The following is a 24,823-nucleotide window of genomic DNA, read 5'->3' on the forward strand; positions in this document are numbered from 1 at the left end:
TAAATAGCAATAGTGCTGCTGGTGAAATAATTATCGAGAGCGCAATAGCGACTTTAGCAATTCTGTTCTTGCGGTTAGTTCTGTGCTTAATCAAAATAAACAACTACCCTAGGCTCGTACTTATTTCCCATGCTCACTGCAGCTAATCTAGCACTATTGAACTTTCCAGCTATCAAGGGGGTTAATAGCTGATTTATCAGACAAGAGCGAGCCATTGGTTTTTGAAGATTAATGCACACTGTTTAGGGCTACCTAGGTTTTCGTTTGCTGGTTATATCTTTGGTCGCAAAATTCGTCATGACTCTCCCTGTTCTCCCAGTTAAAATGAGATTTGAAGAAATTTTTATTTGTGAGGATGCTCCGGGGCTTTTAGGGGAGCCAGCAGCGCGAATCCTGTCCCCAGCAGCAAAGTGATTCCCAGAACTCCGAAATGTTGAGAGCTAGCTCCTGCCGGCACGAAAAGTTTCCCAATCCACACGAACAGGGCAAATAAGGTGGGGGACATGAAAGAAACTGCGCGTCCGGTGGTGGCGTAAAGCCCGAAAAGTTCGCCCTCGCGTCCCTTGGGAATAATCCGGGCAAGGAAGGAGCGGGAGGCCGACTGGACCGGGCCGACGAAAATGCAAAGTAAGAGCCCAAAGGACCAGAAGATCTTAGCGCCGCCATTATGGGCGAAGAAGAGGATTAATCCCAGGGTGGTCATACACCCTAGGGAAAAGATCATTACTTTTTTCGGGCCGAAGAAGTCATCGGCTGCCCCACAAGCTATGGTGGCAATTCCCGCCACCACGTTAGCGACAATTGCGAAAATCATTACCTGTCCGCCATTTAATCCGAACACAGTAGAGGCCAGGATGGCTCCATAGGTAAACACCCCGGCGAGGCCATCCCGGAAAATCGCGGAGGCAATCAGGAAACGTAAAATCTCGGGTGCGGTTTTAGCTAGCCGTTTAATGGTTTCCCACAGCTCGATATAGGCGGCTTTAACTCCCGCTAGTCCCCCGACCGGTTCTTGATCTTGACTGTCTACCCCCGCCATGGTCACCGGATGGAGTTTCCCATCCGCGCCCCGCCGGCGCCCCGGCAGAGCCACAATCACTGGGATCGAAAATACTGCGAACCAAATGGTCGCAAACACCATGGCAATCCGAATATTCAGGAAGTTCTCACCGGTAACCCCGAACCAACCCACCTCGGGCGAGATGAAACCGATATAGAGCACCCCGAGCAAAATAATGCCACCCAAATACCCCATACCCCAGCCGATACCGGAGACTTTCCCCATGTTTGCTTTAGTGGAAACCCGTGCCAACATGGCGTTATAGTTCACTGACGCGAACTCGAAGAAGATATTTCCAAAAGATAGTAGTGCTACCCCCAGCCAGAGCGCTCCGGTTTTTCCTAAGGGGGAAGTGGGGTAGACCGCGAACATTAGTGCCATACAGATGGTGACCAGGGCAGAAAACAGTGCCAACATCCGGGTGCCGCGACCTTTATGGTCGGCGCGCTGCCCGGAAACTGGCGCTACCAGGGCAATCACCAGCCCCGCAAAGGCTAGACCAATCGATAAATCAGTGGTGGCCTGGTTGCCGGGGGCAAATAAATCTTTGGTGGTCAGGTAGACAGTGAAAACGAAAGTCGTGGCCACGGCGTTGAAGGCAGCCGAACCCCAATCCCAAAGCGACCAGGCTAAAATTTTGCCCTTAGTACGATCGTGGTCTTCTGCTGGTAGATGTTGCTGGTTATCACCGGTGTCAGCCATAATTTTACTGCCTCATTCTCGATTTGGATTCTGCGCTAACCAAGTGGCTAGCTGCAAATCCAAGGGATAAGTGATTTTCAATGCTTGCCTAGACCCGGCCACGAAGTATTGTTGGTAGCCCAGACGCGCCACCAACATGGCATCATCTAGGGCTCCGTCCCCGGCTTGGTCTTCTTCGTGTCCTTGCTGGTGGGCCGCAAAAATAACGTTTCCCGCAAATCCTTGCGGGGTTTGCACGCAGCGTAGGTGGGCGCGGTCGGGGGTGGCACCGGCCGGGGTAATCTCGACCTCTTGGCGGGTAAAACTCTCACCCGCGACCTCCCGCACAGTATCAACTAACTCGGTGGCAGGAACTACCGCAGGGCATCCCGATGCGACTGCGGCACAAACTCGCTGGAACTGCTGTAAGGGGGTGAGGGCGCGCGCGGCATCATGAATCAAAACAATAGCTTCCGGGTCATCTGCGGTTACCTGCCCGGCACCCCTATCAAAACTTAGTAATCCTTGTAGACCCTGGTAGACAGAGTTTTGGCGAGTGGTGCCGCCAGCGATAACTTTCCACGGGTAGGACAGAGCAGCACCTTGGGCAACCTGGGCAAAAGTTTCTAGGTAATCCTGGGGAGCAGTAATCACCACTCCCGCCAAACCTTGTAGAGGTTCGAGGGCGCGCAGGGCATGGTGCAATAGCGGGCTGCCCGCCAATTTCACCAGCGCTTTCGGTTCGGGATTACCTAGGCGAGTTCCAGAACCGGCAGCCGTTACGACGCAGTAGATGCTGCGTCCCATAACCAGTCCTTTAGCCCTTACTTATTGTTGACCCGGTCGTATTCTACCTGGGCTTCTTCCATGATTTTGTCGAGGCGATCGGAGGCGGCTTCTTCGTCCTCTTCCTTAGCTAGAGCCAGTTCGGAGATCAGGATTGCTCGCGCTTTAGCCAACATCCGTTTTTCACCCGCAGACAGCCCGCGTTCATTGTCACGGAAAGTTAAATCTCGAACTACTTCTGAGACTTTCAAAATGTCTCCGGTAGCAATCTTTTCGCCGTTGGCCTTGTAGCGACGCGACCAGTTCGAGGGCTCTTCGATATGAGGTTCTTGCAGTACGGCAAGAACTTCTTTGAGTCCTTCCTCGTCCACCACATCGCGAACCCCAACCATATCCACATTTGCTGCCGGCACCTGGATGGTCATATCTCCATTAGTAACCCGCAGCATCAGGTAGGTGGTGTCTTCACCTTTGAGTTTGCGGGTAGTGATATTTTCGATCACCGCGGCACCGTGATGGGGGTAAACAACGGTCTGGCCGATTTCAAATGTCATAAGTTACAGGCTCCCAAATACAAATTTTCCGGATACCATTCTACCGCAAATCGGCTTTACCTGCTAAAGAGGCTCATTTTTCGCGTCGGGCAGGAGAAAATTGCTTGTGCCTGAGATCTTGTGTGGGGTTATTGCCAGCTTGGTTTTTGGCTTTTCCCGGCTTTTCTCTACTAATGTTCCCGGTAGATTTCTCCAGCTATTTATTCGCGGAAAGCTCGGAAATAGTGATGATAGCGGCCTCAGGGGGGCAGGCCAGACGCACCGGCGTGAACTTGGAGGTTCCTAAGCCTCGGGAAATATGCACTGTGGTTTGCCCCGCTGCGACCGGGTCTGAAATCCCCGCCTGATTCCTGAGCGCCTGCAGGTCAACTGGGGGATAGGTTTTCCCTCGTCGCATCCGAGGCGCCGGATTTGGCACGGTGCCTATTCGCCAGGAACGGACTCCTCCCGAATAGGAAAGGGGTAAATCGGTGTTGTTCACTAAAGCCCCGAAGCCTGGCAGGCAAACCTGACCTCCGTGGGTATGTCCCGCCAGCACCAGGTCGGCTCCGCAAGCCGCATATTGGTCGAGGACGCGCGCGTAGGGGGCATGGGTGAGGGCGAGACGTAAATCAGCTTTACTCCAGGTATCCGGTGTCCGTATCGCTTCGTCACGCCCGATATGGGGATCATCGGTCCCTGAAAGCGCCACGGTTAAATCCTGTGTTGCTCGCCCCTGTCGCGCGGGAGAAGTCACCGCCAAGGAGGCCACTTGATTATTAAGATCCTGCCAGCCTCCCGAGGTTAAGAAATTCTGGAATTCTGCAGTTGGCAGGTCGGGAACGTTGCGTAACTTTGGTTTTTTCTCGGGGAAAAAATAGTGCAACGGCACTTTGAACTGTCCCGAGTAGTAGTCATTGGAACCAAACACAAAGGCTCCCGGAAACTTTAGTAAGGGAGTGAGGGCGCGCTGCAGCATTTTTAATCCCGAAGAATCACAAAAGTTATCCCCGGTCAAAGCCACAAAATCAATCTCGGTGAACTCGGCTAGGGAAGCCACATATTCAGCTAGCCACTCACTTCGCGACCAAAAATGCAGGTCGGACAGGTGTAATATTCGCAGTTGCCAGGCAGTTCGTACCTGCTGTTTAGCTATCGCAGCGGCAGATTCCTGGCCAATAGGTGACTGCTGCGACTCACAGCGTCGGTCACCTAGATCCGGTAGGTTTCCTCCTACACCCAAAGTCTCTTGTGCTTTTAATCCAGGAATCCCGGGGGATTTCAGTAGCTGATAACGGCGCAATTGCGGGCGGCGTGCCTCCAAAAAAGGATAGACCGCCGCAGATAAAGCCAATGCTCCTAGGGCGCTGCGCTTCCTCAAACCTAATTTTCCCCTTCGTAGAAGGTTTCCGTGATTTCGGTGACGCCAGGGCTGGGGGATTGTGCTCCCTCCTGGGGTTCCTTCTTCTGCGGGCGCCGCGGTCCTTGGTTAATATTCTTGCCTCCCCCGAGATTGACCTGGGGGAAGCTGGCAGCAGGTAGCGGTTGTACCGCTTTCGCCATATATTCCTTAAAGGTCATGGCCGGAACGGTATTGCCGTAAAGCACCCCGTAGTAACTGCCGTTAATTCTCATGCCTACCAAATGGCGGTTTCCGCCCTGCGAATAACCCACCCACACCGCGGTAGCCAGATTGGGGGTTGCTCCTACTGTCCAGGCGGCTTTGGGGCCGTCAGTAGTTCCCGTTTTAGCCATTACTTGTCGGCCAATACTTACCCGACCTCCATAGCTATTGGCGGTAGAAACTAGCACCTGAGCGGTCTTATTAGCCACTTCTTCATCGATAGTACGTTTACATTTCCCGGAAGGAACTTTTAAGTTCTTACCCTCAGAATTGGTGACCTTTTCGAGAGCAATCGGAGTACAACGGTTTCCTCCGGAAGCAATAGTGCCGAAGGCGTTAGCCATATTCAAAGGCGGAATTGAAGCGGCACCAATAATGAAGGAAGGTCCGAAATCTTCTTTTCCATTGGGATCTCCGGTAACCGCCCCCATTCTCTGACCCATCTTGTAAATATCGCAAAGATTCAGGTTAACGGCCATTCCCGCGTAGGTGGTGTTTAAAGATTTCTCGGTACCTTCAACTACGGAAGTGGCGTAGTTATTTCCCCCGGTAGCATTCTTTAAATCCCAGGGCCCGGCCTTTACCGGGCAGTTCCCGGAAATTTTCCATTCACTGGCGTTGTAGTGGGTGCGTCCTCCCACTACCGAATAGGCCGAATAGCCGTTATCAAACCAGGTGGCCAAGGTTACTGGTTTATAGGATGACCCCGGCTGGAAGCCTGCGCCCCCGCCATGGGCTTTATCCACCCCAAAAGAGGTTTCAGTTGCCCGCGGATGCTCCTCGTCTGGATTCCCATAAGGGGTGTTTTGTGCTAAGGCACGGACTTTACCCGTACCAGGCTCGATGGAAGCAATAGCCACCGACAAGCCGGAGGAATCATTCTCAGGAATCCGGTTAAAGGCGGTATCGGTAGCTGCCTCCTGCATATCGGAGTCCATTGTGGTGTAAATCTTGAGGCCTCCGCGTAGCAACAGCCGGGCGCGATCATTAACCGACTTTCCAAAAGCCGGATTGTTGTAAATTTCATTGACCGCAAAAGCACAGAAATAGGAAGCCTTTCCAGCAGCCGCACATCCTTGACGGAACTGAGAAACTTTCAGCATATCTGCGATTTTTACTGCCTTAGCTTCCTCATATTGCTTATAGGTAATCATCCGTTCCCGCAACATAGCCTTTAGTACCTGGTCACGCCGATTCTTACCGGCTTCGGGATGTACCGTGGGGTCATATTTTGCCGGGGACTGGGTCATTCCGGCCAGCAGCGCGCCCTCGCCAATCGTTAGGTCTTTCGCGCCCTTAGAAAAATAGTAACGGCTGGCAGATTCCACCCCATAAACCGAAGCCCCATAGGGAGCGATATTTAAGTACCCCTCTAAGATCTGGTCTTTGGAAAGTTTCTTTTCGATAGCAAGGGCATCTTTGGCTTCCCGCATTTTCCGGGCAATGCTCTGCTCGCGAGCTTTGCGAACCTCATTCATATCCCCCGAGCGCAACCCCTTATCAATCAAGGTGTTTTTAACTAGCTGCTGGGTGAGGGTCGAGGCGCCTTGGGTATCGCGACCAGCCAAGTTATTGACAATGGCGCGTGCCATCCCTTCCAGATCTACCCCCCGGTGTTCATAGAAGCGGTGATCTTCGATGGCAATGGTCCCCTTTTGTACCCAGGGGGACATATCTTTAAGTTTGACTACGATCCGGTTCTCCGCGTAAAAACGGGCGATTTCTTTGCCGTCGTGGGAATAAAGAACGGATTGTTGGGAAGGCTGGGTGGGTTTAAACTCGCTGGGAATCTCGGTCATTGCGCTCATCCCTACCCGCGCTGTTAGCCCGGCCATGCCCACCACAGGTAGGGACAGCCCGGCCAGCAGTACTGCTGCCAGTGCGATTAGAGCCGCCATCGCCGTCAGGGTGCGGCGTAGCTGCTGGCGCGGCAGATAACGATCGGTGCCTTTATGCATATTCCTACCCTACTTTGCCTGACCTCATTTCGGCACCTTCGGGGGCTGTTGGTAAGCAGATTGTGGGCAATCACCTCCTGGCGGCCTAGCTAAAATTTCTTTTGGTTTTCATTTTGTATTTTTAGCAAAATGTAGGTACGGTCACATATGTGGGCAATGTCGCCGCAAGAGTTCAAGGAGTGAACAATGAGTTTTAGCCAGGACGAGACGTGGGCTGCGCGGGCTCTGTGTGCTAGCCAAGAACCAGATGCGCTGTTTGTGCAGGGTGCGGCGCAAAGACAAGTGCGCACCCGCTGTTTTGCCTGCCCGGTACGTCTAGAATGCCTGGCTGATGCTCTGCAATCGGAAGCCAACTATGGGGTGTGGGGCGGTCTTACTGAGCGGGAACGCCGGGCGATGCTGCGCTATTACGATGAGGTCACCGACTGGTGGGAGTGGCTACATAATTCTTCTGATGAACTTGCTGCCGAGCTTCGCCAACCCACCACCCCGAACGTTTTGGCGCGGGTGCGTTAGGTACCGCGCTGCCGCTAGACTGAAGCCATGACTAAATGGGAATATGCGACGATTCCGTTACTGTCGCACAATACGAAAGCAATTCTTGATAATTGGGGCGAGGACGGCTGGGAACTGGTCAGCGTAATCGCCGGCCCGAACGGTTGGGAAAACCCGGTTGCCTATTTGAAGCGTCCGCGTGGTGAATAAGGTTAATCATATGTCGCAGGTTTCTGACCGCTTGATTGAAGCGGGATTATCTTTACCTCCGGTAGCAACACCGGTAGCCGCTTATACTCCCGCGATTGCTATCAAGAGCGAGGGCGGATTAGTGGTGCGCACCTCCGGGCAGATTCCGGTAGTGGACGGGAATCTAGTAGCAACTGGTCTAGTAGGGGCGGAAGTTAGCCCCCAAGACGCCTATCAGGCTGCCCAGGTATGTGCCCTCAATGCCCTGGCCGCCGCGGCCGAGGTAGCGGGCGGGCTAGATCAGCTAGAGCGGGTATTAAAAGTTACCGTGTTCGTAGCTTCTACCCCCACTTTTACCGGCCAGGCGGCGGTAGCAAACGGAGCTTCGGATACTTTCGGGAAACTATTTGACCAGCCCCATATCCGCTCGGCAGTGGGGGTAGCTTCGCTGCCGCTAGGAGCCCCTTGTGAGGTAGAGGTAGAGTTCCTGGCTCGCGCGTAAAACCTGCGGTTACCTGGTTAGTTAGTTTTCTGAGCGCTGACAGTGGCGGCGCGTCGCGCCGACCAGTAGACGATGCCGGTAAAGATCGCGGTCCCAAGGGTGCAAATAAGTTGCACGGACAGTGCATGTTCGGCGGTGAGGGCAGCGATGGCGAATCCGTTCAACACGCAAAGCACCGCGGTAGCCCCCAGCAGGGGAGCGGCCGCCCGGTGCGCCTGGAGCCAAGTGTTATCGCTGGTAGTGGTGGCGGCATTGACGATCCCCCAGCGAGAGCCGCGGGGCAGATGTTGGCGATGAAATAAAATCAGTCCCGCTCCCAGGTAGGCTGCCAGCAGCAGGTAGCAGATGCCAATCACCAAAGCCATCATTTATTCATTCCCTTTCTCCGGCGGATTCAGTTCAAACTTTAACGGATTTTCTCGGCGCTTCAGGGCGTCAGCTAGGGCAAAGAGGAAAGCGATGATGATGAAGGCGATTACTGCGGACATTCCGTAGCTAAAGGCGCCGGTATAGGCTTGCCTTGCTGGCTCGCTCCCGGGATGAGCGTCTACGGTGCCGAGGCGCAGGTAAAAAGCCAAAGTGGCGCCGGCCAGTCCAATCGCTCCTCCTACTCGCTGCGCGGTTTGAGAAATTCCTCCGGCAGCTCCGGCGTTACCGGGCGGTATTGAAAGTAGCGAGAATGCTTGGGCGGGAGAAAAGAAAATTCCCGACCCTAAACCCGAACAGAACATAGAGGCTATTAGCAGGTAGGGAATACTTTTGGGGGAGGCAAGATGGGTTATTAGTACCGTGCCAGTCAAAGAAACAATCACTAGGGCGCAAGCGATTACTAAAATCCAGCGCCCCCACTTTATGGCCAGGCGCGAAGATTGGGCGGAGGAAATCGCCGAACCCAGCGCTAAAGGAATCTGTAAAAGCCCAGCTACCAGGGGACTTATTCCTAAGCCTTGCTGCAGATAGAGGGTGTAAATAATAAATAGTGCCGTCCAGCCCGCACAGAAAGCGGTTAGTAAAATCGTGCCCACCATATAGGAGGGATCTAGGCGCAGAGAACGGGGCATTACTACCGGAATCTTGCGGTTTTCCCGGAAGTTTTCCAGCGCCCAAAATCCCAGAAAACCCAGGGCTCCGCCTGGCAGTAACAGCCAGCGCCAGTTTCCAAGTCCCCCACTATGCATAGTGGCATCGATAAAGGGATACATCACCGCTAAAAACGCGGCCGCCAGCAGGAAGATTCCGGGTAGATCTAAGCGGGTGTCGCTGGCGGTGCGGGCAGGGTCAGGGGCAATAGTGCGGTAGGTGACGAAAATAATTACCGCGCAGATGGGAATATTGATTAAGAATGCGGCTCGCCAGCCAAGATTGGTGCCCAGCAGGGCGATTAGTACCCCGCCCATAGTGGGGCCGATGGCGGTGGCAATCCCGATAATCATTCCGAAAGATCCGTAGGCGCGGGCGCGTTCTTGTCCGCGGAAAAGTATTTGGATCAGCCCGAATACCTGGGGACTGATGATGGCGGCGCCGACGCCTGCGAGCAGGCGCATCAGGATTAAAGTTAGGGGGTTCATCGCAAGCCCGGCCCCTAATGAGGAAACCGCAAACACTGCTACCCCGATTACAAACAGGCGACGATGCCCCCAGGTGTCGCCCATTCTGCCGGCAGGAATCAGCGCTAAGCCAAAAAACAGGGTGTAACCAGCCATAATCCATTGCACATCGTTGCTGGTTAGCCCCAGCGCCTTGGTCATGGAAGGGATAGAAACATTGAGCATTGACACTGCCAGTAAGGTCAGGGCCGCCGCTGAAAGCAAAGTATAAAGCGCGCGGTAACGTTGACGCTGGTCTGGCTGTGGATTGCTCATCGGTTATAGCCTAAGGGGTGGCGGGGCGAAAGCGTTAGTACATTCAGGGTGCAGTCAACCCAACCCCAGTTAGGAACTTTGGGAGGTCGGTTTGGGAAGAAAAATTTCTGCGGAGGACGGGCAGGCAGCTTTAGCCGCTTGGATTAGGGGAAATGCTAGCCGGGCAGATCAAGGCATGGCAGTGCGTTACAGCTTGCAGATTTTAGCCCAGCGTCATCCCGGTCAGGCAGTTGAGGTGCGGGTGCCACCTTTTGGGGCAGTCCAAATCGGCACCGGAACTGTGCATCGGCGGGGAACCCCTCCGGCGGTAGTAGAGATGAAAACCGATACTTGGCTTGCTTTAGCTAGTGGCAGTTTGACCTGGGAAAATGCGGTGAGTGGCAAACAGATTAACGCTACCGGGGTGGGTTCAGATTTAACTGCTTATTTGCCGGTATTTTCTCCGTTGCCACCGCTTTCCTAGGTTTAGTTAGCTTTCGAAAGAGGTTATCGCGCCGCGATTCGCCAATGGGGGAAACTAGGCCTCCGCATAGAAACTACCCGTAGCATAGAATATGGTTACTAAAAGGAACAGCTCTCAGCAATGGATAGGAGCGATTTGAAAATGTCAGATCCGCAGCAACCCGTACCTTCAACACCGGGTTATCATCCCGCACCGGGAACTCCGCCTGCTCACCGGCCAGCTCCGGGCGTACCGGCGACTCCCGGTTACCACTCGAATAATAAAACCGCAGGCGAGGGGGCGACTTGGGTATCTGTGAGCCAGCCAGGGGAAGATACTGCTAAATCGGATGCCGCTAAGGCACCCTCCGGTGCGTCCTCTGGTTCGGACCGTGCGGTTCCCTCCTATACTCCCCCCACCTCAAATACTGAGAAGGGCACGGAAAGTAAGAACGCTGCCCCCGTGCAGACAAAAGCTACCTCGACCCGCCCGAGCTTGGGGAATCTGGTATCAAAGCTTTCTGACCAGGTACAAGCCTTAGTTAAGGGCGAGATTGAACTAGCGAAAGTCAAGGCCGCCAATATGGCGAAGCGTTCCGGGGCGGGAATCGCGCTGCTAGTAGTAGCTGGGGTGCTTGCTCTCTATATGCTGGGATTCCTGTTTGGAGCTGCCGCTGATGCCTTCGCCCTAGTGGTGCCGATGTGGGCAGCGAAACTGATTGTTGCCGGCATACTTTTGGTGCTATTGGCGATTTTCGCACTGGTGGGCAAGGCTTCGCTGAAAAAGGGATTGTCTGATAAACCAGATCCCCAAGCGGGAATAAAAGAAGATATTGAGGCGGTAAAGAAAGGCTTGGAATAAGATGGAACAACGCAGCGAAAGTCAGATTAAGGCGGATCTCGAGGCCGCGCGGGCAGACCTGAGCGGCACTGTTGAGGAACTTTCCGACTATTTTTCGCCGAAAGCCAATGTTCAGCGGGCGAAAGCGGATGCCCAGCAAAAGGTACGTTCCTTAGCAGATAAGGCTCAAGACACGGTCGAGCAAGCCAGTGAGGGTAAGCCGGAGGCAATTAAGAAGGTAGCAGCGGTGGCCGGGGGTGCACTCTTGCTGGGGGCACTGCTAGTGCGCCGGATGTTAAAGTAATCCTAAAGCAAAGCTATGTGAAGCGGATGATTTTTCCCGTGACTTCGTGTGCCGTGGAACTCAACCGTGGATTTGAATGGTCATAACGCCCGCAATGCGGTATCTTTTTATACAGAACATTTAAGGAAAGTTTTAGGGTGCGCCCGGCGTGCCCGTGATTATAGTGGAGGGGGTCACGCCATGGGGCGCGGCCGTCAAAAGGCTAAACAGACAAAAGTAGCGCGCAAGCTAAAGTATTACAGTCCCGAGACGGACTATGAGGCACTGCAGCGAGAGTTGCAGGCTAAACAGCGCGATGAAGCCGCCGATGACAGCGGTGATGATTTGGAAGATTGGCGCGACTATATTCCGTCCGCTACCGACGACGACTGGTTTAAGTAGCTGCCGGCTTGGACGCTGCTGCTAGCAAATTCAGGGTTGGTGGCACCGCAGACTTCTAAACCGTCAGCGTCAGAATCCGACAAATATCCTAATGACAAAGAATAGCGGGCTATCGCTGATATCCGGATATAAGCACTGATTAGTGGACTAATCCTCAGAAGAGATCGCCTCTAGGATTGGCATCCTGCGGGCGCGGCGTGCCGGCAGTAGCGCTGCCAAAGTTCCTACCAGCACCGCTAACAGACAAATCCAACCTAGCGAAGCCCAGGGCACCTCAATAATGCTGATTCCCTGATCCGCAAGGTAGCGACACACAAACACGGCTAGCGATACTCCGCCGCCTATCCCTAAAAGCGTACCCGCCAGGGTAATCAGCACCGCCTCCACCGTGATCATCAGAGACAGCCCCAGGGAAGAAAGCCCCACGGTGCGGATTAGCCCCAGTTCTCTAAAGCGTTGCTGCACCGACAACGAGAGGGTATTCATGATTCCTAAAGCCGCGATTATCAGGGATAACGCTAGCAGAGCGTAGAGGACGGCCAGGACTTGATCTACGGTAGCAGCCACTTTATCCGCCGCTTGTTTTTGGGTTTGCACCACCATAAAGGGGTTATCGGCAATCGCCTTTTTCACTTGACGCTGCACTTTATTCAGGTCAGCCCCAGTTTCAAGCTTAATGCCGGCACTGGCAGTAATATCGGCTGCTTCCGGGCCTAGCTGGGTGGCGAGGGCGCGCGGTATCACTACATCCAAGAACAGGAATCCGGTGTCGATAGTGGCTGCGACGGTAACTGTTTCTTGCCCCCGCAGCCCGTTCATCTGAAAAGTATCTCCGGGAGCGAGCCCTTGAGATTTCGCCCAAGAGCGGGAAACCAGCGCGCGGGGAGCCTGGGGTGACTGCGAGAAATAGTCCTTAGCCGACCCGATAACCGCACTCACCTTTCCATAGCGATTGAACTGGGGATAGGTCACTTGGGTCATGGTTTCCTGCGGATTTTTTCCGGGAACCGTAACTCTAAACAGTCCCATTCCGGCCAGGGGGTCAACCCGGCTCACCCCGGAAACCTTAGCGACTTTATCTAAAAGGCTGGGGGGAATGGAAACTACTTTCGGATCCGGGGAAATCATTAAATCTACGTTTATCTGCTGCGCTACCGCCGATTGGGTAGAGGCTTTGGTCGAGGCCGCCAGGGTCGCTCCCACTGCTACCAGGGCAACCCCGATCATCAGGGCTGCGGCAGTGTTAGCGGTTTGTCGCACGTTGGCAGTCAGGGTGCGCATCGCCAGGCGGGCATGAGGGCGCAGCCACCAAATAAGTCCCGCTAAGGCTCTCACGACTATCGCCGCTAAGGGAGTAACTAAAATCAGCATGGCCAACAAGAATAGTGCGGCGCCAATCCCTAGTCCCAGGCCGCTTTGCCCACCATTAGCAGAGGCCCAGATCAAAAGTCCCACCGCGACTGCGAGTACTACTGCTCCGATAATCGCGCGCGGCCATACCGGCTTTTGGGTTTGCGTATTTTGCCGCATTGCCTCGACCGGAGGCGTAAGTGCCGCCGCGCGGGCAGGCCAAAGGGAACCGATGATCGTCACCAAAATGCCCACGGTTAAAGCCAGGAGGGTAATGGACCATGACCAGCCGATTCTTAGCGCGTCGAAGCCGGATTTTGCCAAACCCCAAGAAACCGCGCGGGTGAGCAGATATCCGGCTCCTACCCCGATTACGGAACCTATGATGCCTACTAGCAGGCCTTGCAGAGCCACTATCGAAAATACTTGTCCCCCACCAGCCCCAATAGCCCGTAGCATCGCGAACTGGGATTGCTGGGCACGCACCATCATCTGGAAAGTGTTGGTAATAATAAATGCCCCTACAAACAGGGCTATGGCCGCGAATACCAGTAAAAACACGTTCACAAAATCTAGAGAACTGGCAGCTGCGGTATTGATTTCATCGTTATATTCCGCCTGGGTCATCACCTCGGCAGTGTCCGAAAACTCTTTATTGAGTCCCGCGCGCAGCGCTTGGGAAGACACTCCCTTTTCAGCGGTGATAGCAATCGCGGTAGTGGCTACCGGCTTTTGAGCCAGGACTGCAAAAGCGTCCTCGGCTACGAAAACATAGTTAGTAAAAGCCACCGGGGAGGGGAAACGATAAATCCCGGTAACCCTTACCGATTTCCCCTCGCTGGAAACATAAACTTTCAGGCGCTGATCAGTGGTTACCCCTAGGCGTTTAGCTGCAGATTCCTCTAAAGCAACCTCGCCGTTACTCTGGGGAGCCTGGCCTTTTACTAGGCGCGGCTGAGCGGAATGACCCGGATAAATCGCTTGTAAAATCGAAACTTGTTTGCCGTTACCCAGACGCTTATTGTCCTGGTCAGCCAGCATACAAACATCTACCAAATAGGGGTCGGCATATTTAACCCCAGAAACTTTCTCGGCCTCACGCGCCGCCTGCACGGGCACGCTGGATCGCACCGGTGCTTGCCCTTCCACTTTTTCGCCTTGCACCTTTCCTACCAGGTAATAGTCGTAGGTGTTGGTGGAGGAAATCAGAGAATTGTAGGAGTCGGCGAGGGTGGCGCGGAGGGCGAAAATCCCGGATAAGAAAGCCACCCCCAGCACTACCGCCAGCAGTGCCATTTGGAAACGTAGCAGGTGGGCGCGTAGATTCCGCCAAGCTATTCTAATCATGCTTTATCCTGGGGAGCCTCAAAAGATGCAATCGCGTCCTGAGAGGAATCGAGCAGTGCCTCCGCCTTCTTGATCATGGCCAGTAGGCGCTGTTTTTCCTGATCCAAGGTTTCTTCCGGAGTCCGCGGTATCGGCCTGTTCTTTTCGCTTCCCTCAGCTTTTTTGTCGGTTTGGACATTAAAATCACCGGTGCTACTGGTTTTCTTAATAGGGGTATTGCTGGGGTTGGCGACTGCACTTGTCGTTTGGCGCTTTGCTGCCGCCTCGCTATTGGGACTTTCTCCCGAACTTACTGGGCTTTTAGTCGCCGAAGTTACCTGCTTCCCGGAGGGTTGTACCTCGCTTTTACCCGTGGGCGTGTCCTCCCAAAAACCAGAAGTTTCGTTCACGGGATTAGAAAATACTGAATAAAGGTTTGACCAGCGTTTATTCTCGTCTGGTTGGCGAGAATCTTTCCCGGAGGGACTTTTTGACGACTGCTGGGGGCGGGTAGCAGCGACTGGCGAGGCAGAAGACTTAGCAGGCGTCGGTTTTTGACTCTTTTCTGGCTCGGGCGCCGGTACCTGCTGTTTCTTTACCGGCAATTTCCTGGTGTCGCCACTACCAGTAACTTTGCTCTTAGAGGTTGCCAGATTCGGTTGTTGCTTACGTTGAGGTAGGAAAGAATCTGCAGGCTTGGGGGAGGCTCCCCCTTTATTCTTGCTGGTTTTTACCGGCTCTTGGCCCGGTTTAGGAGTCCACCCCTGCCAAGTGGTACCCCGCTCATCATGGGTTTCCCACACGCTGCCACTAAGTTGTGGCGTGGTTTTCTTAGAGAGTGCCGTGGGTTTGGCTGGAGGGGTAAGTTTGCCGGTAGAGGGGGTTGGTCGCTGTGAGGCAGTTTTCTTAACTACTTTGGGGGCTAGCTTGTCTCCTGCGAGGGCGCGTCGTGCTCCCTCCTTAGTACGAAGTTCCGCAGGTACCACCGGTTTAGCTGGCCCCATTAAAGCATTTAGCGCCCCGGGATCTATACCTGCTACCGAGTTGGCGCTTGCCGGGGTAGAAAGCGGTGGGCTTAGCTTCGGGCTAGTTTTAGCTTCGATTTTGGCTCCCCGTGCCACCTGTAAGTTTGCCAGCTTTTCTTGCATCTTTTCGCGATCAGGCCAAGACCCCGGTTTACCACTTGCCGGTAAAAATTCCTTACCTTTTTGCGCAGTGGTTTCTAGATCGCTAGAACGCTCCTGCGACCTTCCCAAAGCATGTTTTTGCACGAACTGTGGCAGCTCGGTTTGTGCTGCCAACACCCGTTCGCGTTCAGGATGATCTAGTTCGGCAACGATTTTGCCGTCTAAAAGGAAAAGTACCCGGTCGGCATAGGCGGCAGCCGACGCCTCGTGGGTAACCATGACTACTGATTGCCCAAAATTATTGACTGCTTCCCGCAGATAACGCAACACTTGCTCAGAGGATTCAGAATCTAAGTTTCCGGTGGGTTCATCCGCAAAAAGCACTACTGCATCTTGCATTAAGGCACGGGCGCAAGCCACCCGCTGTTGCTGGCCCCCCGATAGTTCTGAAGGGCGATGAGTTAAGCGATCTTCCAGCCCTAAAGCCGCAACCACCCGGTCAAAACGTTCTTGCGGGACTTTGCGGCGGGCAATCTCGAAAGGTAACAGGATGTTCTCTTTGGCGCTCAGCGTGGGAATTAGGTTAAATGCTTGGAAAATAAAACCGATATGGTCGCGGCGCAGCCGGGTTAGGCGGCGTTGATTCATCCCTACGATTTCGGTGCCATCAATCTTGATAGAGCCAGAAGTAGCAGATTCGAAACCCGCTAAACAGTGCATGAACGTGGATTTTCCGGAACCAGACGGTCCCATAATTGCGGTGAAGCGGCGCCGGGCGATCCCTATGGAAATATGATCGAGGGCGCGCACCTTGCCGGCACCAGAAACGTAATCTTTGGTCAAGTTATTGACCGTAATTACGGGATCAGAAACGCTGGAAGGCAATTTGAGTCCAGTTTTGAGGCGGGCGTCTGCGGGGTTCACCATGTGTTTTATGTTATCGCATCTGGCAAGAGGTGCTGGTAGTGCCACTCGCGCCATCCGTGCACAAGGGTGAATAATCCTTCGGTTTCCTGGCTTAGTTATCGGGCGGTAGCCCCCAAAATATTCTGCGGCTATGGTGCAAACAGCTAGCTGAAAGGGGAAAATATGGCGAGCGAAGTGGCGATAGCCGCCAGTATCAGCTCCGATATGAGGCAGGCGGCAAAGCTGGCTGCTACCAGTGCGGGGCAACTGGGGGGAATGGATTTGCGGAATCAGTGGGAATCTCGCGCAGCTGATCATGCTCAACGAAAGTTGCGAGACAGCGAAACCGAAATGTCCGGGCTTGCGCAGGCGGCAATGACAGCAGCCAGGTTAGCAGAACAATCTGCGCGCGTATTGCTGGCGTTGCAGCAGGCGGGAAAGATGTAAGCAAGCCCGTGTCTAGCAATAGTAAACTGCCACCTATCAGCGTTATTGGCGGGCATCAAATGGGTATTGATACCGCCACTATCCGCGCCAGTGCTCACGGTTTAACGCAACCGGCAGCCAGTGCCTCGCGGATAAACCAGACCGCGAACGACGCCCTCGCGGCTGCCGCCAACCTGCCGCGCATCCCTGCAGTGGAAGCGCTAATCCAATCCTTGCTGACACTGCAGCAAGCAGCCGCCGATACTAGCTCCCACATTGCTGTCCTGCGACGCAAGCTACTGACGACAGCCGACCGTTACGAAAACAGCGAAGCTCGCTCACGGAAATATATTTCCTCCCTAGACTCGTTTCCACTTCTGGTACTTGGCGGGGGCATGATTGGCACCTTAGCCTGGAAAGAATGGGATAAGAAACTGGCCGCTGATCCGCTGTGGATTAACCGACCCACCTGGTGGAACGATAATCCTCTGCTGGCATTTATAGGAAACGCGAATCAGGAATACCACGGAATGCTGCTCGCTTTCCCTTCTGCCGCTTTAGCCGGGGACATAAAACAATCCCGCGGACCGAGCAGCATTAAAGTAGCGCCAAAAATTGGCGGTAAACGCAGCAAACTTCCGGTTCCCCTGGATGCTTACGGGTTGGTTAACCAGTTCAACCAGGCGAAAGCCTATCAAGATCATGGGGAAATCCGGGTAGTTAAATACCGTACCGGGAAAAAGATTGCCTGGCGGGTTGATATTCGCGGCACCCAGGTGTGGAGCGCTCGCGGGCCGCATCCACAAGATATGCGCACCAACCTGCAAACTAATGCTTCGGGATTGGCGGGCAGTTCTGATATGACAAAAGCGGTTACCCGCGCCCTCGATCAGGCCGGATATCATCGCGGACAGCCGGTAGAACTGATTGGACATTCCCAAGGGGGAGCCGTGGCCGCGCAGATGGGATCGAATCCCTATTTAGCGAAGAAATATAACGTTAAAAGCGTGGTGACTATGGGATCTAATATCGGAAGTTTTCGCCCGGCGCGGGGAGTGCATATGGTGGCGTTGGAAAACGGTGCCGATGTGGTGCCCCGTCTAGATGGGCGAGCCAATTCCAATGTTCCTAACCTGACTACCGTGCAGACCTACAAGGATCATCAGTCTCTGGGTGCCAATCACTCTAAAGAACTCTATGCGCAGATAGCGAAGGCTTGGCAACGCTCGGGTGATGGTGACTATTACCGTTTTGTGGAGGCGCGTAACCGCAACTTAGGGATAAATAAGAGTACTACTGCCAGCGCGCAATCCTTTGTAGTGAATCGGGTGGAAGCTCCGCAGCCGAAAAGTTCAAAGGCTTTTGAAAAGTTGGTGCAATCTTGGGGAAAGAGTTAGCCCAGTAAAGCGGTAGCTTGCTTTTAAAAACAAGTGACCCAAACGGCGGCGATTAGGCGGGAGAAAATCTGCGGAACTTAAACCAGCAGGGTAATTAGCGTCAGCATCGCCACTGCAATCTCGCAGAATCCTACTCGCGAAACTGTAACTAGCTGCGGAGAGCGCCGCTGGAGCAGGGGTACTGCCAATGAGCGCGCAAATAGCAGCACCCAAACCAGCAGGTGCCACCAGGTTACCCAGCCCAAAATAAAGAACCCTACGACGACTGCGGTTAAGACGGCGTGACAGGCGACCGAAAACGCCAAGAATGACTGGGAGCCGCGTTGGCGTATTAGGGAACGTACATAGGGAACAGTTGACCAATAGTAGGAGGTGACTATCCAGGCCACTACCAGCATCCAACTCCAGCCTTGCAGGTTGCCAGTGGGGGAAACTACCCATTCAATATTGCTGGTGGCAGTATGTTCTAGCCAGGAAATCGGGGCAAAAGAACGAGCAAATTGAGTCCCAATGTCATAGGCGACTAGGGTCATTACTCCGGTTGCCAAGATGGTGCTAGTGCGTGCCAATAGGGAACGTTCGCGGTGACGTACTGATTCGGTAACCGCAATTATGATCAGCGGGAAGAATACTATTGCCCACTCCAGTAAGGGAGGGGCTAGCAAAAGGCAAATAATTCCTAAAATCAGGGTTATTGTCCCGTAGATTTGCAAGGGCTTGAAGTAGCGGTCTTTACGACGGGAGCGCAGCCAGATTCCCCCCACGTTAAACGCGAAATATCCGCAAATCCACAGCGCGAACACTAACCAGTGGATCCAGCGCAGTGAAGATTCGATGACTCCAATCCAGTAGGGCAGCAGTGCCATCGCATAGGCACCCTCTTGCGCAGGTACCCACCCGGCACGTGCCCACCGCCCCCAGCGGTAATCGCTTTTACCTGTTCGCTTTACTGATTTACTGCTTTTGTCTTTACCTGCTTTTTTCTCTTTGAAGGAGGTATCGTCGCTCTCTGAGGGCTTAGAAAGTTGCGAAAACTCGGTGCTAGTAACCCGCCGAAACCGAGAAGTACGCGCTTTTACTCCCGGCAGATGCAGTTTTTCTAAGGCCGGTGACACTTCTTCCTTCACCGACGTGACCTCGGAAGCAGCCGGAGTGTCTTCTACAGGCTTCTCGGAGTTGCTATGAACGGCATCTCTCAGCAGAGGAGCCCGAACCTTTTGAATATTTCCGGTGTTGGGTACGGCAGTCACCCCGCCAGTGGCGGTAACTGCCGATCCGTCCTCGGCGCTAAATCCCTGAGGTTTTCGGGCTAATAGTGAGCGACGTTGTGGATGATTCTTAGGGTTCGGAAAAGCATCTTGGGCGGCGGGCGCATTTAGAGAAGAGTTGGGAATAGTGCTGTGCGGCTCTAGCTCCTGATAAGGGACATTAGCTCGCTTTTCCCCATCCTCGCCCGAAATATTTTCGGGTTTTTCGGCTCCGTACGCTTTTGACACAAGGGTAACGGTACTATGAACTAATGAGATTCGGCTTAACGCTGGCTCACGAAGCGGCAACGATTCGGTATCAATTAGATATATAAGCGCCGGCTACAGTACTTAATAACACTTTGGTCACAATTTTAACAAGGGTTCAAAGCGCGATTTTTCTTATTTAAGATACATTTGCGTCAGGGAATCCTGTGCTTTTTATCCGAGCTTTGATTATTAAAAGTGCTGGTAATCGCGTTTTAAAAAAGAGATAGCTTTTTGGCGGGATCGCCGCCCTAAGGTGAAAGCATGACTGAAGTTCGTATTCATGGCAGAGGCGGACAAGGGGTCGTAACTGCAGCTGATCTCATTGCCTTCGCGGCGTTCACCGATGGGCATCATGCGCAGGCGTTCCCTTCCTTTGGTTCCGAGCGCACCGGCGCCCCGGTAGTTTCCTACTGCCGTATTGAAGATAAAGAGATCCGTACCCGCGAACCCGTTCAGGAACCTGACCTGGTGGTGGTACAGGATGCCACCCTGCTGGCAATCATGGACGTATTTTCGGGGCTGAAACCGGACGGCTTCGCCCTGGTGAACTCGGCAAAATCTGCCTCTGAACTGGGGATCGAGGAAGTGGTTGCTGCCCACCCGCAAGGGCATGTGGTGATGATTCCGGCCACCGAGATCGCGAAGAAACACCTGGGGCGTCCCCTACCGAACGCGGTGATGCTGGGGGGAGCGGCCGCCCTCACCGGGCTGGTGCGCCTATCCAGCGTTACCCAGGCGATTCAAAACCGTTTCCACGGCAAAGTGGGCGAGGGGAACGTGGCCGCCGCGGTTGCCGCCTACGAAATGGTCAGCTCGATGAAAGAAGAGGCCAAGTAACGTGCTAAAACAAATTGAAGGTTCGCAAGCTATTGCGCAATCAGTTGCCGCCTGCAGCCCGGAAGTTATCAGCGCCTACCCGATTAGCCCCCAAACCCACATCGTAGAAGCACTATCTGCGCTGGTAAAAGCGGGCAAAATGGGCAGCGCCGAATACATCAACGTTGAATCCGAGTTCGCGGCCATGTCGGCGTGCATCGGAGCTTCGGCAGTGGGGGCGCGCACCTATACCGCCACCGCTTCCCAGGGACTGCTCTATATGGTTGAAGCCGTCTACAATGCCTCGGGCCTGGGCTTACCAATAGTAATGACCGTGGCTAACCGGGCAATCGGTGGACCAATCAATATCTGGAATGACCATTCCGATACTATGAGCCAACGTGAATCCGGGTGGCTGCAACTATTCGCCGAGAACAACCAGGAAGCCTCGGATCTGCACGTGCAAGCCTTTAGGATCGCCGAAGAACTTTCGGTTCCGGTAATGGTGTGTATGGATGGCTTCATTTTGACCCACGCGGTGGAACAGGTAGATGTACCGGAAAAAGAGCAGGTAGAAAAGTTTTTACCTCCCTATAGTCCTCGCGTCGTCCTCGACCCGGCTGATCCCATTACTATTGGGGCAATGGTGGGTCCGGAGGCCTTTACCGAAGTTAAGTACCTTCAACACGTAAAACAGTTGCAGGCCTTAGAGCTCATCCCCAAAGTACAGGCAGAGTTTAAGGAGGTTTTCGGGCGCGATTCGGGCGGTCTAGTTCGCCCCTACCGGCTCGAGGACGCCGAAACCGTAATCGTGGCGATGGGATCGGTGCTGGGCACCATCAAAGACGTAGTCGATGAGCGGCGGGACAAAGGTGAAAAGATTGGGGTGCTGGGGATTTGCTCCTTCCGTCCCTTCCCCTTCGAAGAGGTAGCAAAATATCTCGGGAATGCCAAACGCTTTGTGTGCCTCGAGAAAGCCTTCAGCTTAGGGATCGGCGGAATCGTGGCTTCTCATTGTCGCTCCGCCCTCTCGCGAGCCGGAAAATCCGTTCGCGACTATGAAGTAATCGCTGGTCTGGGCGGGCGAAACATCACGGAGCGTTCCCTAAATCAAATGCTAGATCAGGCAGTCGCGGACCAGCTTGAGCATTTGACCTTCCTGGATTTGGATCAGGAACTGGTCGAAGCCGAACTGGAGCGGGAGAAAGCTACTCGGCGTTCTGGTCCGATCAGTGAAAACATTCAACGTCACGCCACTCAGCGTGCCAATGCGGCGCGCGGAATCTAGGAGGCAGGCAATGTCATCAACTATGAGTGTTCCGCTTCCGGAACCGCAGTTTCGCGAAAGCGTTGAAACCGCGATTCCGGCACGCGAAAATGTAAAGTTTTATCAGGTGGGTTCCTATGCGGTCGGTAACCGACTGGCAGAACTCGATTACCGTTCCGTTCAGTCAGACCCCAACCGGATCAATTCCCTAACTTCCGGTCACCGCGCCTGCCAGGGCTGCGGGGAAGCCCTGGGGGCACGCTACGCCCTCGACACCGCAATGGAGGCGGCGGGAAAGGACCTGGTAGCAGTCAACGCCACCGGCTGCCTAGAGGTTTTTTCTACCCCTTACCCGGAAACTGCTTGGACGATTCCCTGGGTGCACTCCCTTTTCGGGAATGCTCCCGCAGTTGCTTCTGGGGCGGCGGCAGCTTTGCGCGCCAAAGGCAAGAACACCCGGGTAGTTGCCCAGGGCGGAGATGGCGGCACCGTAGATATCGGCATGGGCTGCCTGTCAGGCATGTTCGAACGCAACGACGACGTCCTCTATATTTGCTACGACAATGGCGCCTATATGAATACCGGGGTACAGCGAAGCGGCGCCACTCCGCCCGCGGCACGTACCGCCACCACCCAGCCGGTAGGCGAACATCCTGGAAACGTGTTTGGCCAGGGTAAAGATGTGCCGCGAATCGCGATGGCGCACGAAGTTCCTTATGTGGCCACCGCGACGGTAGCGGATTTGCGCGACCTGGAATACAAGGTACGCAAAGCGATGCAGTTCCACGGTTCCCGCTATATTCACGTATTGGTGCCCTGTCCCCTGGGCTGGGGCTCGGCCTCCAACCTAACTATTCGCCTGGCGCGCCTGGCCACCCAATGTGGGCTGTTCCCAGTGTATGAGGCCGAGAACGGGGAAATCACTTCGGTTACCAAATTGCGCCGCCCGGTACCGGTCACCGAATATATGCGTCCGCAGCGCCGCTTCGCCCATGTGTTTAAGAAGGGGCAAGAGGAAGTGCTAGAGCGGATGCAGCAAATCGCGGATCGTAATATCCGCCGTTACGGCCTGATTGATCCGGATCAGCTGGATGAGGACGTGCTGGAGCGCATCCTGGCGGCAGGCGAAGATCCCGAGGGTCGCTACACTCAACGCATTATCGAAGAAGCCTCGAAAGCTAAACGCACCCAAAGCGATGCTTTTTCAACAGATGATCACCCCGTTTCCGGGGCAACCTCTGCTTCTGCGATGCGTCATCTTGCCGGAAACTCGGCTGCAAAGGGGGAAAACTAAATGAGTGAAACTGCTCTGCCTACACCGGAGGTACGCAGCGAAGATACCGCTCCTTGGGCGGTGACCTTGAACGTGGGGTCTTCGCTGGCGAACGAAACCGGGTCTTGGCGTACCGAACGTCCGGTTTATGTATCCATGTTGCCCCCTTGTAATAAGGCTTGCCCGGCGGGTGAGAATGTCCAGGCTTGGCTTTATCACGCCGAAGAGGGCGACTACGAATCCGCCTGGCGTGAAATCATGGTAAATAATCCACTACCTGCCACGATGGGCCGGGTTTGCTACCATCCTTGCCAAACCGCCTGTAACCGCGGGCAAATGGATGAAGCCGTAGGGATCAACGCTATTGAACGTTTCCTGGGCGATAAAGCTATTGAAGAAGGCTGGAACGTAAGCGTAGATGCGGCTCCCAGCGGTAAACATGTGCTAGTGGTGGGGGCGGGCCCTTCCGGGCTGTCCGCTGCCTATCACCTGCGCCGTCTCGGCCACGAAGTTACCGTAAAAGATGCCGGTCCGATGGCCGGCGGGATGATGCGCTTTGGGATCCCGAAGTATCGTCTGCCCCGCGAGGTGCTCGATGCCGAGATTAAACGGATCGAGGATCTGGGGGTACGTTTCGAGTTCAATGCCAAAGTCGAAAATGTTGACGATGTAGCAGATGACTTTGATGCCGTGTTTTTGGCGGTGGGTGCCCATATTGGTCGTCATGCCGATATTCCTGCTGGTGGCTCTGCGAAAGTTATGGACGCGGTTCAGCTACTTGCCGATATGGAGGGCGAGGACAAGCCGATGCTGGGGCGGCGGGTTGTTATCTATGGCGGGGGTAATACCGCTATTGACGCTGCTCGGACTGCAAAACGCCTAGGCGCGGAAGAAGCGGTGATTGTTTATCGCCGTAACCGTGACCGGATGCCTGCCCACGATTCTGAGGTTACAGAGGCCGAGGAAGAGGGGATTATGATGCGCTGGCTGTCCACCATTAAACATATTGATGGTGGCAAGCTTACGGTCGAGAAAATGGAGCTGGATGAGAACGGTTTCCCCCAGCCGACCGGCGAGTATGAAGAACTCGGTGCCGATTCGGTGGTGATGGCGTTAGGCCAAGAATCCGATTTGGGTCTAGTCGAGCGCGCCCACGATATCGAAATCGAAAAGGGTGTAGTCCAGGTCAACTCGCAAATGATGACCGGGCGTCACGGCGTTTTTGCCGGTGGTGACATGGTGCCTTCCGAACGCACCGTTACGGTAGCGATTGGTCACGGCAAGAAAGCTGCCCGCTATATTGACGCCTTCTTGCACGGCACCGAATACCACAAGCCCCCGGTCACCGGGGACGCCACCTATGACCGCCTTACTAACTGGTATTACGCGGACGCTCCCCACCGGGTACGCGCCAAGATCGAATCTGCCCGCCGGGCTTCTACCTTTGACGAGGTGGTGCAGGGCTTAGATCAAGATTCTGCCCTCTTTGAGGCGCGGCGCTGTATGTCTTGTGGCAACTGTTTCGGCTGCGATAACTGTTTCGGAGTCTGCCCCGATAACGCCATCACCAAGATCAAACCTGGCGAGTACGAGTTCAAGTATGACTACTGTAAAGGCTGCGGGATCTGCGCCGAAGAGTGTCCTTGTGGCTCCATCATGATGATTCCAGAGGAAAGCTAGGGAACTTCGGGGGAAAGCGCCCTGCACCGGGCGTTTCTGTCCCGCCGCCCGCTGCGTCCTCGCGCTAGGTTTGGGTGCGTA

Annotated in this window: 23 protein-coding genes; 13 read left to right on the plus strand and 10 right to left on the minus strand. The window is 54.4% G+C overall.

Annotated features, from left to right (window positions below):
* Positions 1 to 343: 343 nt before the first annotated feature.
* The 5 genes from KO216_RS00175 to KO216_RS00195 form a co-directional block, all read right to left on the minus strand.
* Positions 344 to 1,762 (minus strand): MFS transporter, encoded by a 1,419-nt coding sequence (locus KO216_RS00175; protein ID WP_215522264.1) that lies wholly within the window; start codon positions 1,760 to 1,762, stop codon positions 344 to 346.
* 12 nt (positions 1,763 to 1,774) lie between these two features.
* On the minus strand, positions 1,775 to 2,548 hold the full coding sequence (locus tag KO216_RS00180; protein ID WP_215522265.1) for an IspD/TarI family cytidylyltransferase: 774 nt from the start codon (positions 2,546 to 2,548) through the stop codon (positions 1,775 to 1,777).
* Positions 2,549 to 2,565: 17 nt separating this feature from the next.
* On the minus strand, positions 2,566 to 3,081 hold the full coding sequence (locus KO216_RS00185) for a CarD family transcriptional regulator (protein WP_215522266.1): 516 nt from the start codon (positions 3,079 to 3,081) through the stop codon (positions 2,566 to 2,568).
* Positions 3,082 to 3,277: 196 nt separating this feature from the next.
* Positions 3,278 to 4,441 (minus strand): metallophosphoesterase, encoded by a 1,164-nt coding sequence (locus KO216_RS00190; RefSeq protein WP_215522267.1) that lies wholly within the window; start codon positions 4,439 to 4,441, stop codon positions 3,278 to 3,280.
* 2 nt (positions 4,442 to 4,443) lie between these two features.
* On the minus strand, positions 4,444 to 6,642 hold the full coding sequence (locus KO216_RS00195) for a transglycosylase domain-containing protein (protein ID WP_215522268.1): 2,199 nt from the start codon (positions 6,640 to 6,642) through the stop codon (positions 4,444 to 4,446).
* A gap of 186 nt (positions 6,643 to 6,828) precedes the next feature.
* Here KO216_RS00195 and KO216_RS00200 point away from each other — a divergent pair, with 186 nt between their 5' ends.
* Genes KO216_RS00200 through KO216_RS00210 form a run of 3 tightly spaced genes read left to right on the plus strand, consistent with a single transcriptional unit; the run spans position 6,829 to position 7,828 of the window.
* Positions 6,829 to 7,158, plus strand: coding sequence for a WhiB family transcriptional regulator (locus KO216_RS00200; protein ID WP_215522269.1), 330 nt, complete (start codon positions 6,829 to 6,831; stop codon positions 7,156 to 7,158).
* 27 nt (positions 7,159 to 7,185) lie between these two features.
* Entirely contained in the window at positions 7,186 to 7,347 is a 162-nt protein-coding gene (sp36, locus tag KO216_RS00205) for a Sp36 family protein (protein ID WP_022864469.1), read from the plus strand.
* A 10-nt stretch (positions 7,348 to 7,357) separates the two neighbouring features.
* On the plus strand, positions 7,358 to 7,828 hold the full coding sequence (locus KO216_RS00210; protein ID WP_215523980.1) for a RidA family protein: 471 nt from the start codon (positions 7,358 to 7,360) through the stop codon (positions 7,826 to 7,828).
* Positions 7,829 to 7,845: 17 nt separating this feature from the next.
* On the opposite strand, the gene KO216_RS00215 is transcribed toward KO216_RS00210, so the two are convergent.
* Together KO216_RS00215 and KO216_RS00220 are read right to left on the minus strand one after the other, a co-directional pair.
* Positions 7,846 to 8,193 (minus strand): hypothetical protein, encoded by a 348-nt coding sequence (locus KO216_RS00215; protein WP_215522270.1) that lies wholly within the window; start codon positions 8,191 to 8,193, stop codon positions 7,846 to 7,848.
* 3 nt (positions 8,194 to 8,196) lie between these two features.
* Positions 8,197 to 9,690 carry an MFS transporter gene (locus KO216_RS00220; RefSeq protein WP_215522271.1) on the minus strand — a complete coding sequence of 498 codons (1,494 nt, stop codon included), beginning with the start codon at positions 9,688 to 9,690 and terminating at the stop codon, positions 8,197 to 8,199.
* Positions 9,691 to 9,781: 91 nt separating this feature from the next.
* On the opposite strand from KO216_RS00220, the gene KO216_RS00225 reads away from it, so the two are divergent.
* The 4 genes from KO216_RS00225 (at position 9,782) to KO216_RS09625 (ending at position 11,657) form a co-directional block, all read left to right on the plus strand.
* Positions 9,782 to 10,153, plus strand: coding sequence for a sterol carrier family protein (locus KO216_RS00225; protein WP_251451687.1), 372 nt, complete (start codon positions 9,782 to 9,784; stop codon positions 10,151 to 10,153).
* 141 nt (positions 10,154 to 10,294) lie between these two features.
* Entirely contained in the window at positions 10,295 to 10,993 is a 699-nt protein-coding gene (locus KO216_RS00230; protein ID WP_215522272.1) for a phage holin family protein, read from the plus strand.
* A gap of 1 nt (position 10,994) precedes the next feature.
* On the plus strand, positions 10,995 to 11,276 hold the full coding sequence (locus tag KO216_RS00235; RefSeq protein ID WP_215522273.1) for a DUF3618 domain-containing protein: 282 nt from the start codon (positions 10,995 to 10,997) through the stop codon (positions 11,274 to 11,276).
* A 66-nt stretch (positions 11,277 to 11,342) separates the two neighbouring features.
* Positions 11,343 to 11,657 (plus strand): DUF3073 domain-containing protein, encoded by a 315-nt coding sequence (locus tag KO216_RS09625; protein ID WP_374047488.1) that lies wholly within the window; start codon positions 11,343 to 11,345, stop codon positions 11,655 to 11,657.
* A gap of 147 nt (positions 11,658 to 11,804) precedes the next feature.
* Here the strand turns inward: KO216_RS09625 and KO216_RS00245 are convergent, their stop codons facing one another.
* Together KO216_RS00245 and KO216_RS00250 are read right to left on the minus strand one after the other, a co-directional pair.
* Positions 11,805 to 14,354 (minus strand): ABC transporter permease, encoded by a 2,550-nt coding sequence (locus KO216_RS00245; RefSeq protein ID WP_215522274.1) that lies wholly within the window; start codon positions 14,352 to 14,354, stop codon positions 11,805 to 11,807.
* Complete coding sequence (locus KO216_RS00250; protein WP_215522275.1) at positions 14,351 to 16,387, minus strand: ATP-binding cassette domain-containing protein; 2,037 nt, start codon at positions 16,385 to 16,387, stop codon at positions 14,351 to 14,353. Before KO216_RS00250 ends, KO216_RS00245 begins: the two co-directional genes overlap by 4 nt.
* Before the next feature lie 162 nt (positions 16,388 to 16,549).
* Between KO216_RS00250 and KO216_RS00255 the strand changes: the two genes are divergently transcribed.
* The gene (locus KO216_RS00255) at positions 16,550 to 16,813 is read left to right on the plus strand and encodes a hypothetical protein (RefSeq protein WP_215522276.1); all 264 of its coding nucleotides are present in this window, start codon (positions 16,550 to 16,552) and stop codon (positions 16,811 to 16,813) included.
* An 8-nt stretch (positions 16,814 to 16,821) separates the two neighbouring features.
* The gene (locus KO216_RS00260; protein WP_215522277.1) at positions 16,822 to 18,189 is read left to right on the plus strand and encodes a lipase family protein; all 1,368 of its coding nucleotides are present in this window, start codon (positions 16,822 to 16,824) and stop codon (positions 18,187 to 18,189) included.
* Positions 18,190 to 18,266: 77 nt separating this feature from the next.
* Here the strand turns inward: KO216_RS00260 and KO216_RS00265 are convergent, their stop codons facing one another.
* On the minus strand, positions 18,267 to 19,685 hold the full coding sequence (locus KO216_RS00265; RefSeq protein ID WP_215522278.1) for a YwiC-like family protein: 1,419 nt from the start codon (positions 19,683 to 19,685) through the stop codon (positions 18,267 to 18,269).
* Positions 19,686 to 19,967: 282 nt separating this feature from the next.
* Between KO216_RS00265 and KO216_RS00270 the strand changes: the two genes are divergently transcribed.
* From KO216_RS00270 to KO216_RS00285, 4 genes are read left to right on the plus strand one after another with little or no spacing between them, the layout of a single operon-like run.
* Positions 19,968 to 20,543 carry a 2-oxoacid:acceptor oxidoreductase family protein gene (locus KO216_RS00270; protein ID WP_215522279.1) on the plus strand — a complete coding sequence of 192 codons (576 nt, stop codon included), beginning with the start codon at positions 19,968 to 19,970 and terminating at the stop codon, positions 20,541 to 20,543.
* Between the two features lies 1 nt (position 20,544).
* The gene (gene porA / locus KO216_RS00275; protein WP_215522280.1) at positions 20,545 to 21,810 is read left to right on the plus strand and encodes a pyruvate ferredoxin oxidoreductase; all 1,266 of its coding nucleotides are present in this window, start codon (positions 20,545 to 20,547) and stop codon (positions 21,808 to 21,810) included.
* A gap of 10 nt (positions 21,811 to 21,820) precedes the next feature.
* Positions 21,821 to 23,083, plus strand: a complete 1,263-nt coding sequence (locus KO216_RS00280) for a thiamine pyrophosphate-dependent enzyme (protein ID WP_251451690.1) — start codon at positions 21,821 to 21,823, stop codon at positions 23,081 to 23,083.
* Complete coding sequence (locus tag KO216_RS00285) at positions 23,084 to 24,742, plus strand: NAD(P)-binding protein (RefSeq protein ID WP_215522281.1); 1,659 nt, start codon at positions 23,084 to 23,086, stop codon at positions 24,740 to 24,742.
* The last annotated feature ends 81 nt before the right edge of the window (positions 24,743 to 24,823 follow it).

Origin of the sequence: Varibaculum prostatecancerukia (assembly GCF_943169825.2) — a bacterium.
In the GTDB taxonomy this organism is placed as follows: Bacteria; Actinomycetota; Actinomycetes; order Actinomycetales; family Actinomycetaceae; genus Varibaculum; species Varibaculum prostatecancerukia.

What these genes read in the sequence shown, in the direction of transcription:
- KO216_RS00285 (WP_215522281.1), top strand. Translation starts at nt 23,084, where the DNA reads ATGAGTGAAACTGCTCTGCCTACACCGGAGGTACGCAGCGAAGATACC.
- KO216_RS00245 (WP_215522274.1), bottom strand. Translation starts at nt 14,354, where the DNA reads ATGATTAGAATAGCTTGGCGGAATCTACGCGCCCACCTGCTACGTTTC.
- KO216_RS00230 (WP_215522272.1), top strand. Translation starts at nt 10,295, where the DNA reads ATGTCAGATCCGCAGCAACCCGTACCTTCAACACCGGGTTATCATCCC.
- KO216_RS00180 (WP_215522265.1), bottom strand. Translation starts at nt 2,548, where the DNA reads ATGGGACGCAGCATCTACTGCGTCGTAACGGCTGCCGGTTCTGGAACT.
- KO216_RS00210 (WP_215523980.1), top strand. Translation starts at nt 7,358, where the DNA reads ATGTCGCAGGTTTCTGACCGCTTGATTGAAGCGGGATTATCTTTACCT.
- KO216_RS00235 (WP_215522273.1), top strand. Translation starts at nt 10,995, where the DNA reads ATGGAACAACGCAGCGAAAGTCAGATTAAGGCGGATCTCGAGGCCGCG.
- KO216_RS00270 (WP_215522279.1), top strand. Translation starts at nt 19,968, where the DNA reads ATGACTGAAGTTCGTATTCATGGCAGAGGCGGACAAGGGGTCGTAACT.
- KO216_RS00175 (WP_215522264.1), bottom strand. Translation starts at nt 1,762, where the DNA reads ATGGCTGACACCGGTGATAACCAGCAACATCTACCAGCAGAAGACCAC.
- KO216_RS00215 (WP_215522270.1), bottom strand. Translation starts at nt 8,193, where the DNA reads ATGGCTTTGGTGATTGGCATCTGCTACCTGCTGCTGGCAGCCTACCTG.
- KO216_RS00195 (WP_215522268.1), bottom strand. Translation starts at nt 6,642, where the DNA reads ATGCATAAAGGCACCGATCGTTATCTGCCGCGCCAGCAGCTACGCCGC.
- sp36 (WP_022864469.1), top strand. Translation starts at nt 7,186, where the DNA reads ATGACTAAATGGGAATATGCGACGATTCCGTTACTGTCGCACAATACG.
- KO216_RS00200 (WP_215522269.1), top strand. Translation starts at nt 6,829, where the DNA reads ATGAGTTTTAGCCAGGACGAGACGTGGGCTGCGCGGGCTCTGTGTGCT.
- KO216_RS00185 (WP_215522266.1), bottom strand. Translation starts at nt 3,081, where the DNA reads ATGACATTTGAAATCGGCCAGACCGTTGTTTACCCCCATCACGGTGCC.
- KO216_RS00220 (WP_215522271.1), bottom strand. Translation starts at nt 9,690, where the DNA reads ATGAGCAATCCACAGCCAGACCAGCGTCAACGTTACCGCGCGCTTTAT.
- KO216_RS00255 (WP_215522276.1), top strand. Translation starts at nt 16,550, where the DNA reads ATGGCGAGCGAAGTGGCGATAGCCGCCAGTATCAGCTCCGATATGAGG.
- KO216_RS00280 (WP_251451690.1), top strand. Translation starts at nt 21,821, where the DNA reads ATGTCATCAACTATGAGTGTTCCGCTTCCGGAACCGCAGTTTCGCGAA.
- KO216_RS00250 (WP_215522275.1), bottom strand. Translation starts at nt 16,387, where the DNA reads ATGGTGAACCCCGCAGACGCCCGCCTCAAAACTGGACTCAAATTGCCT.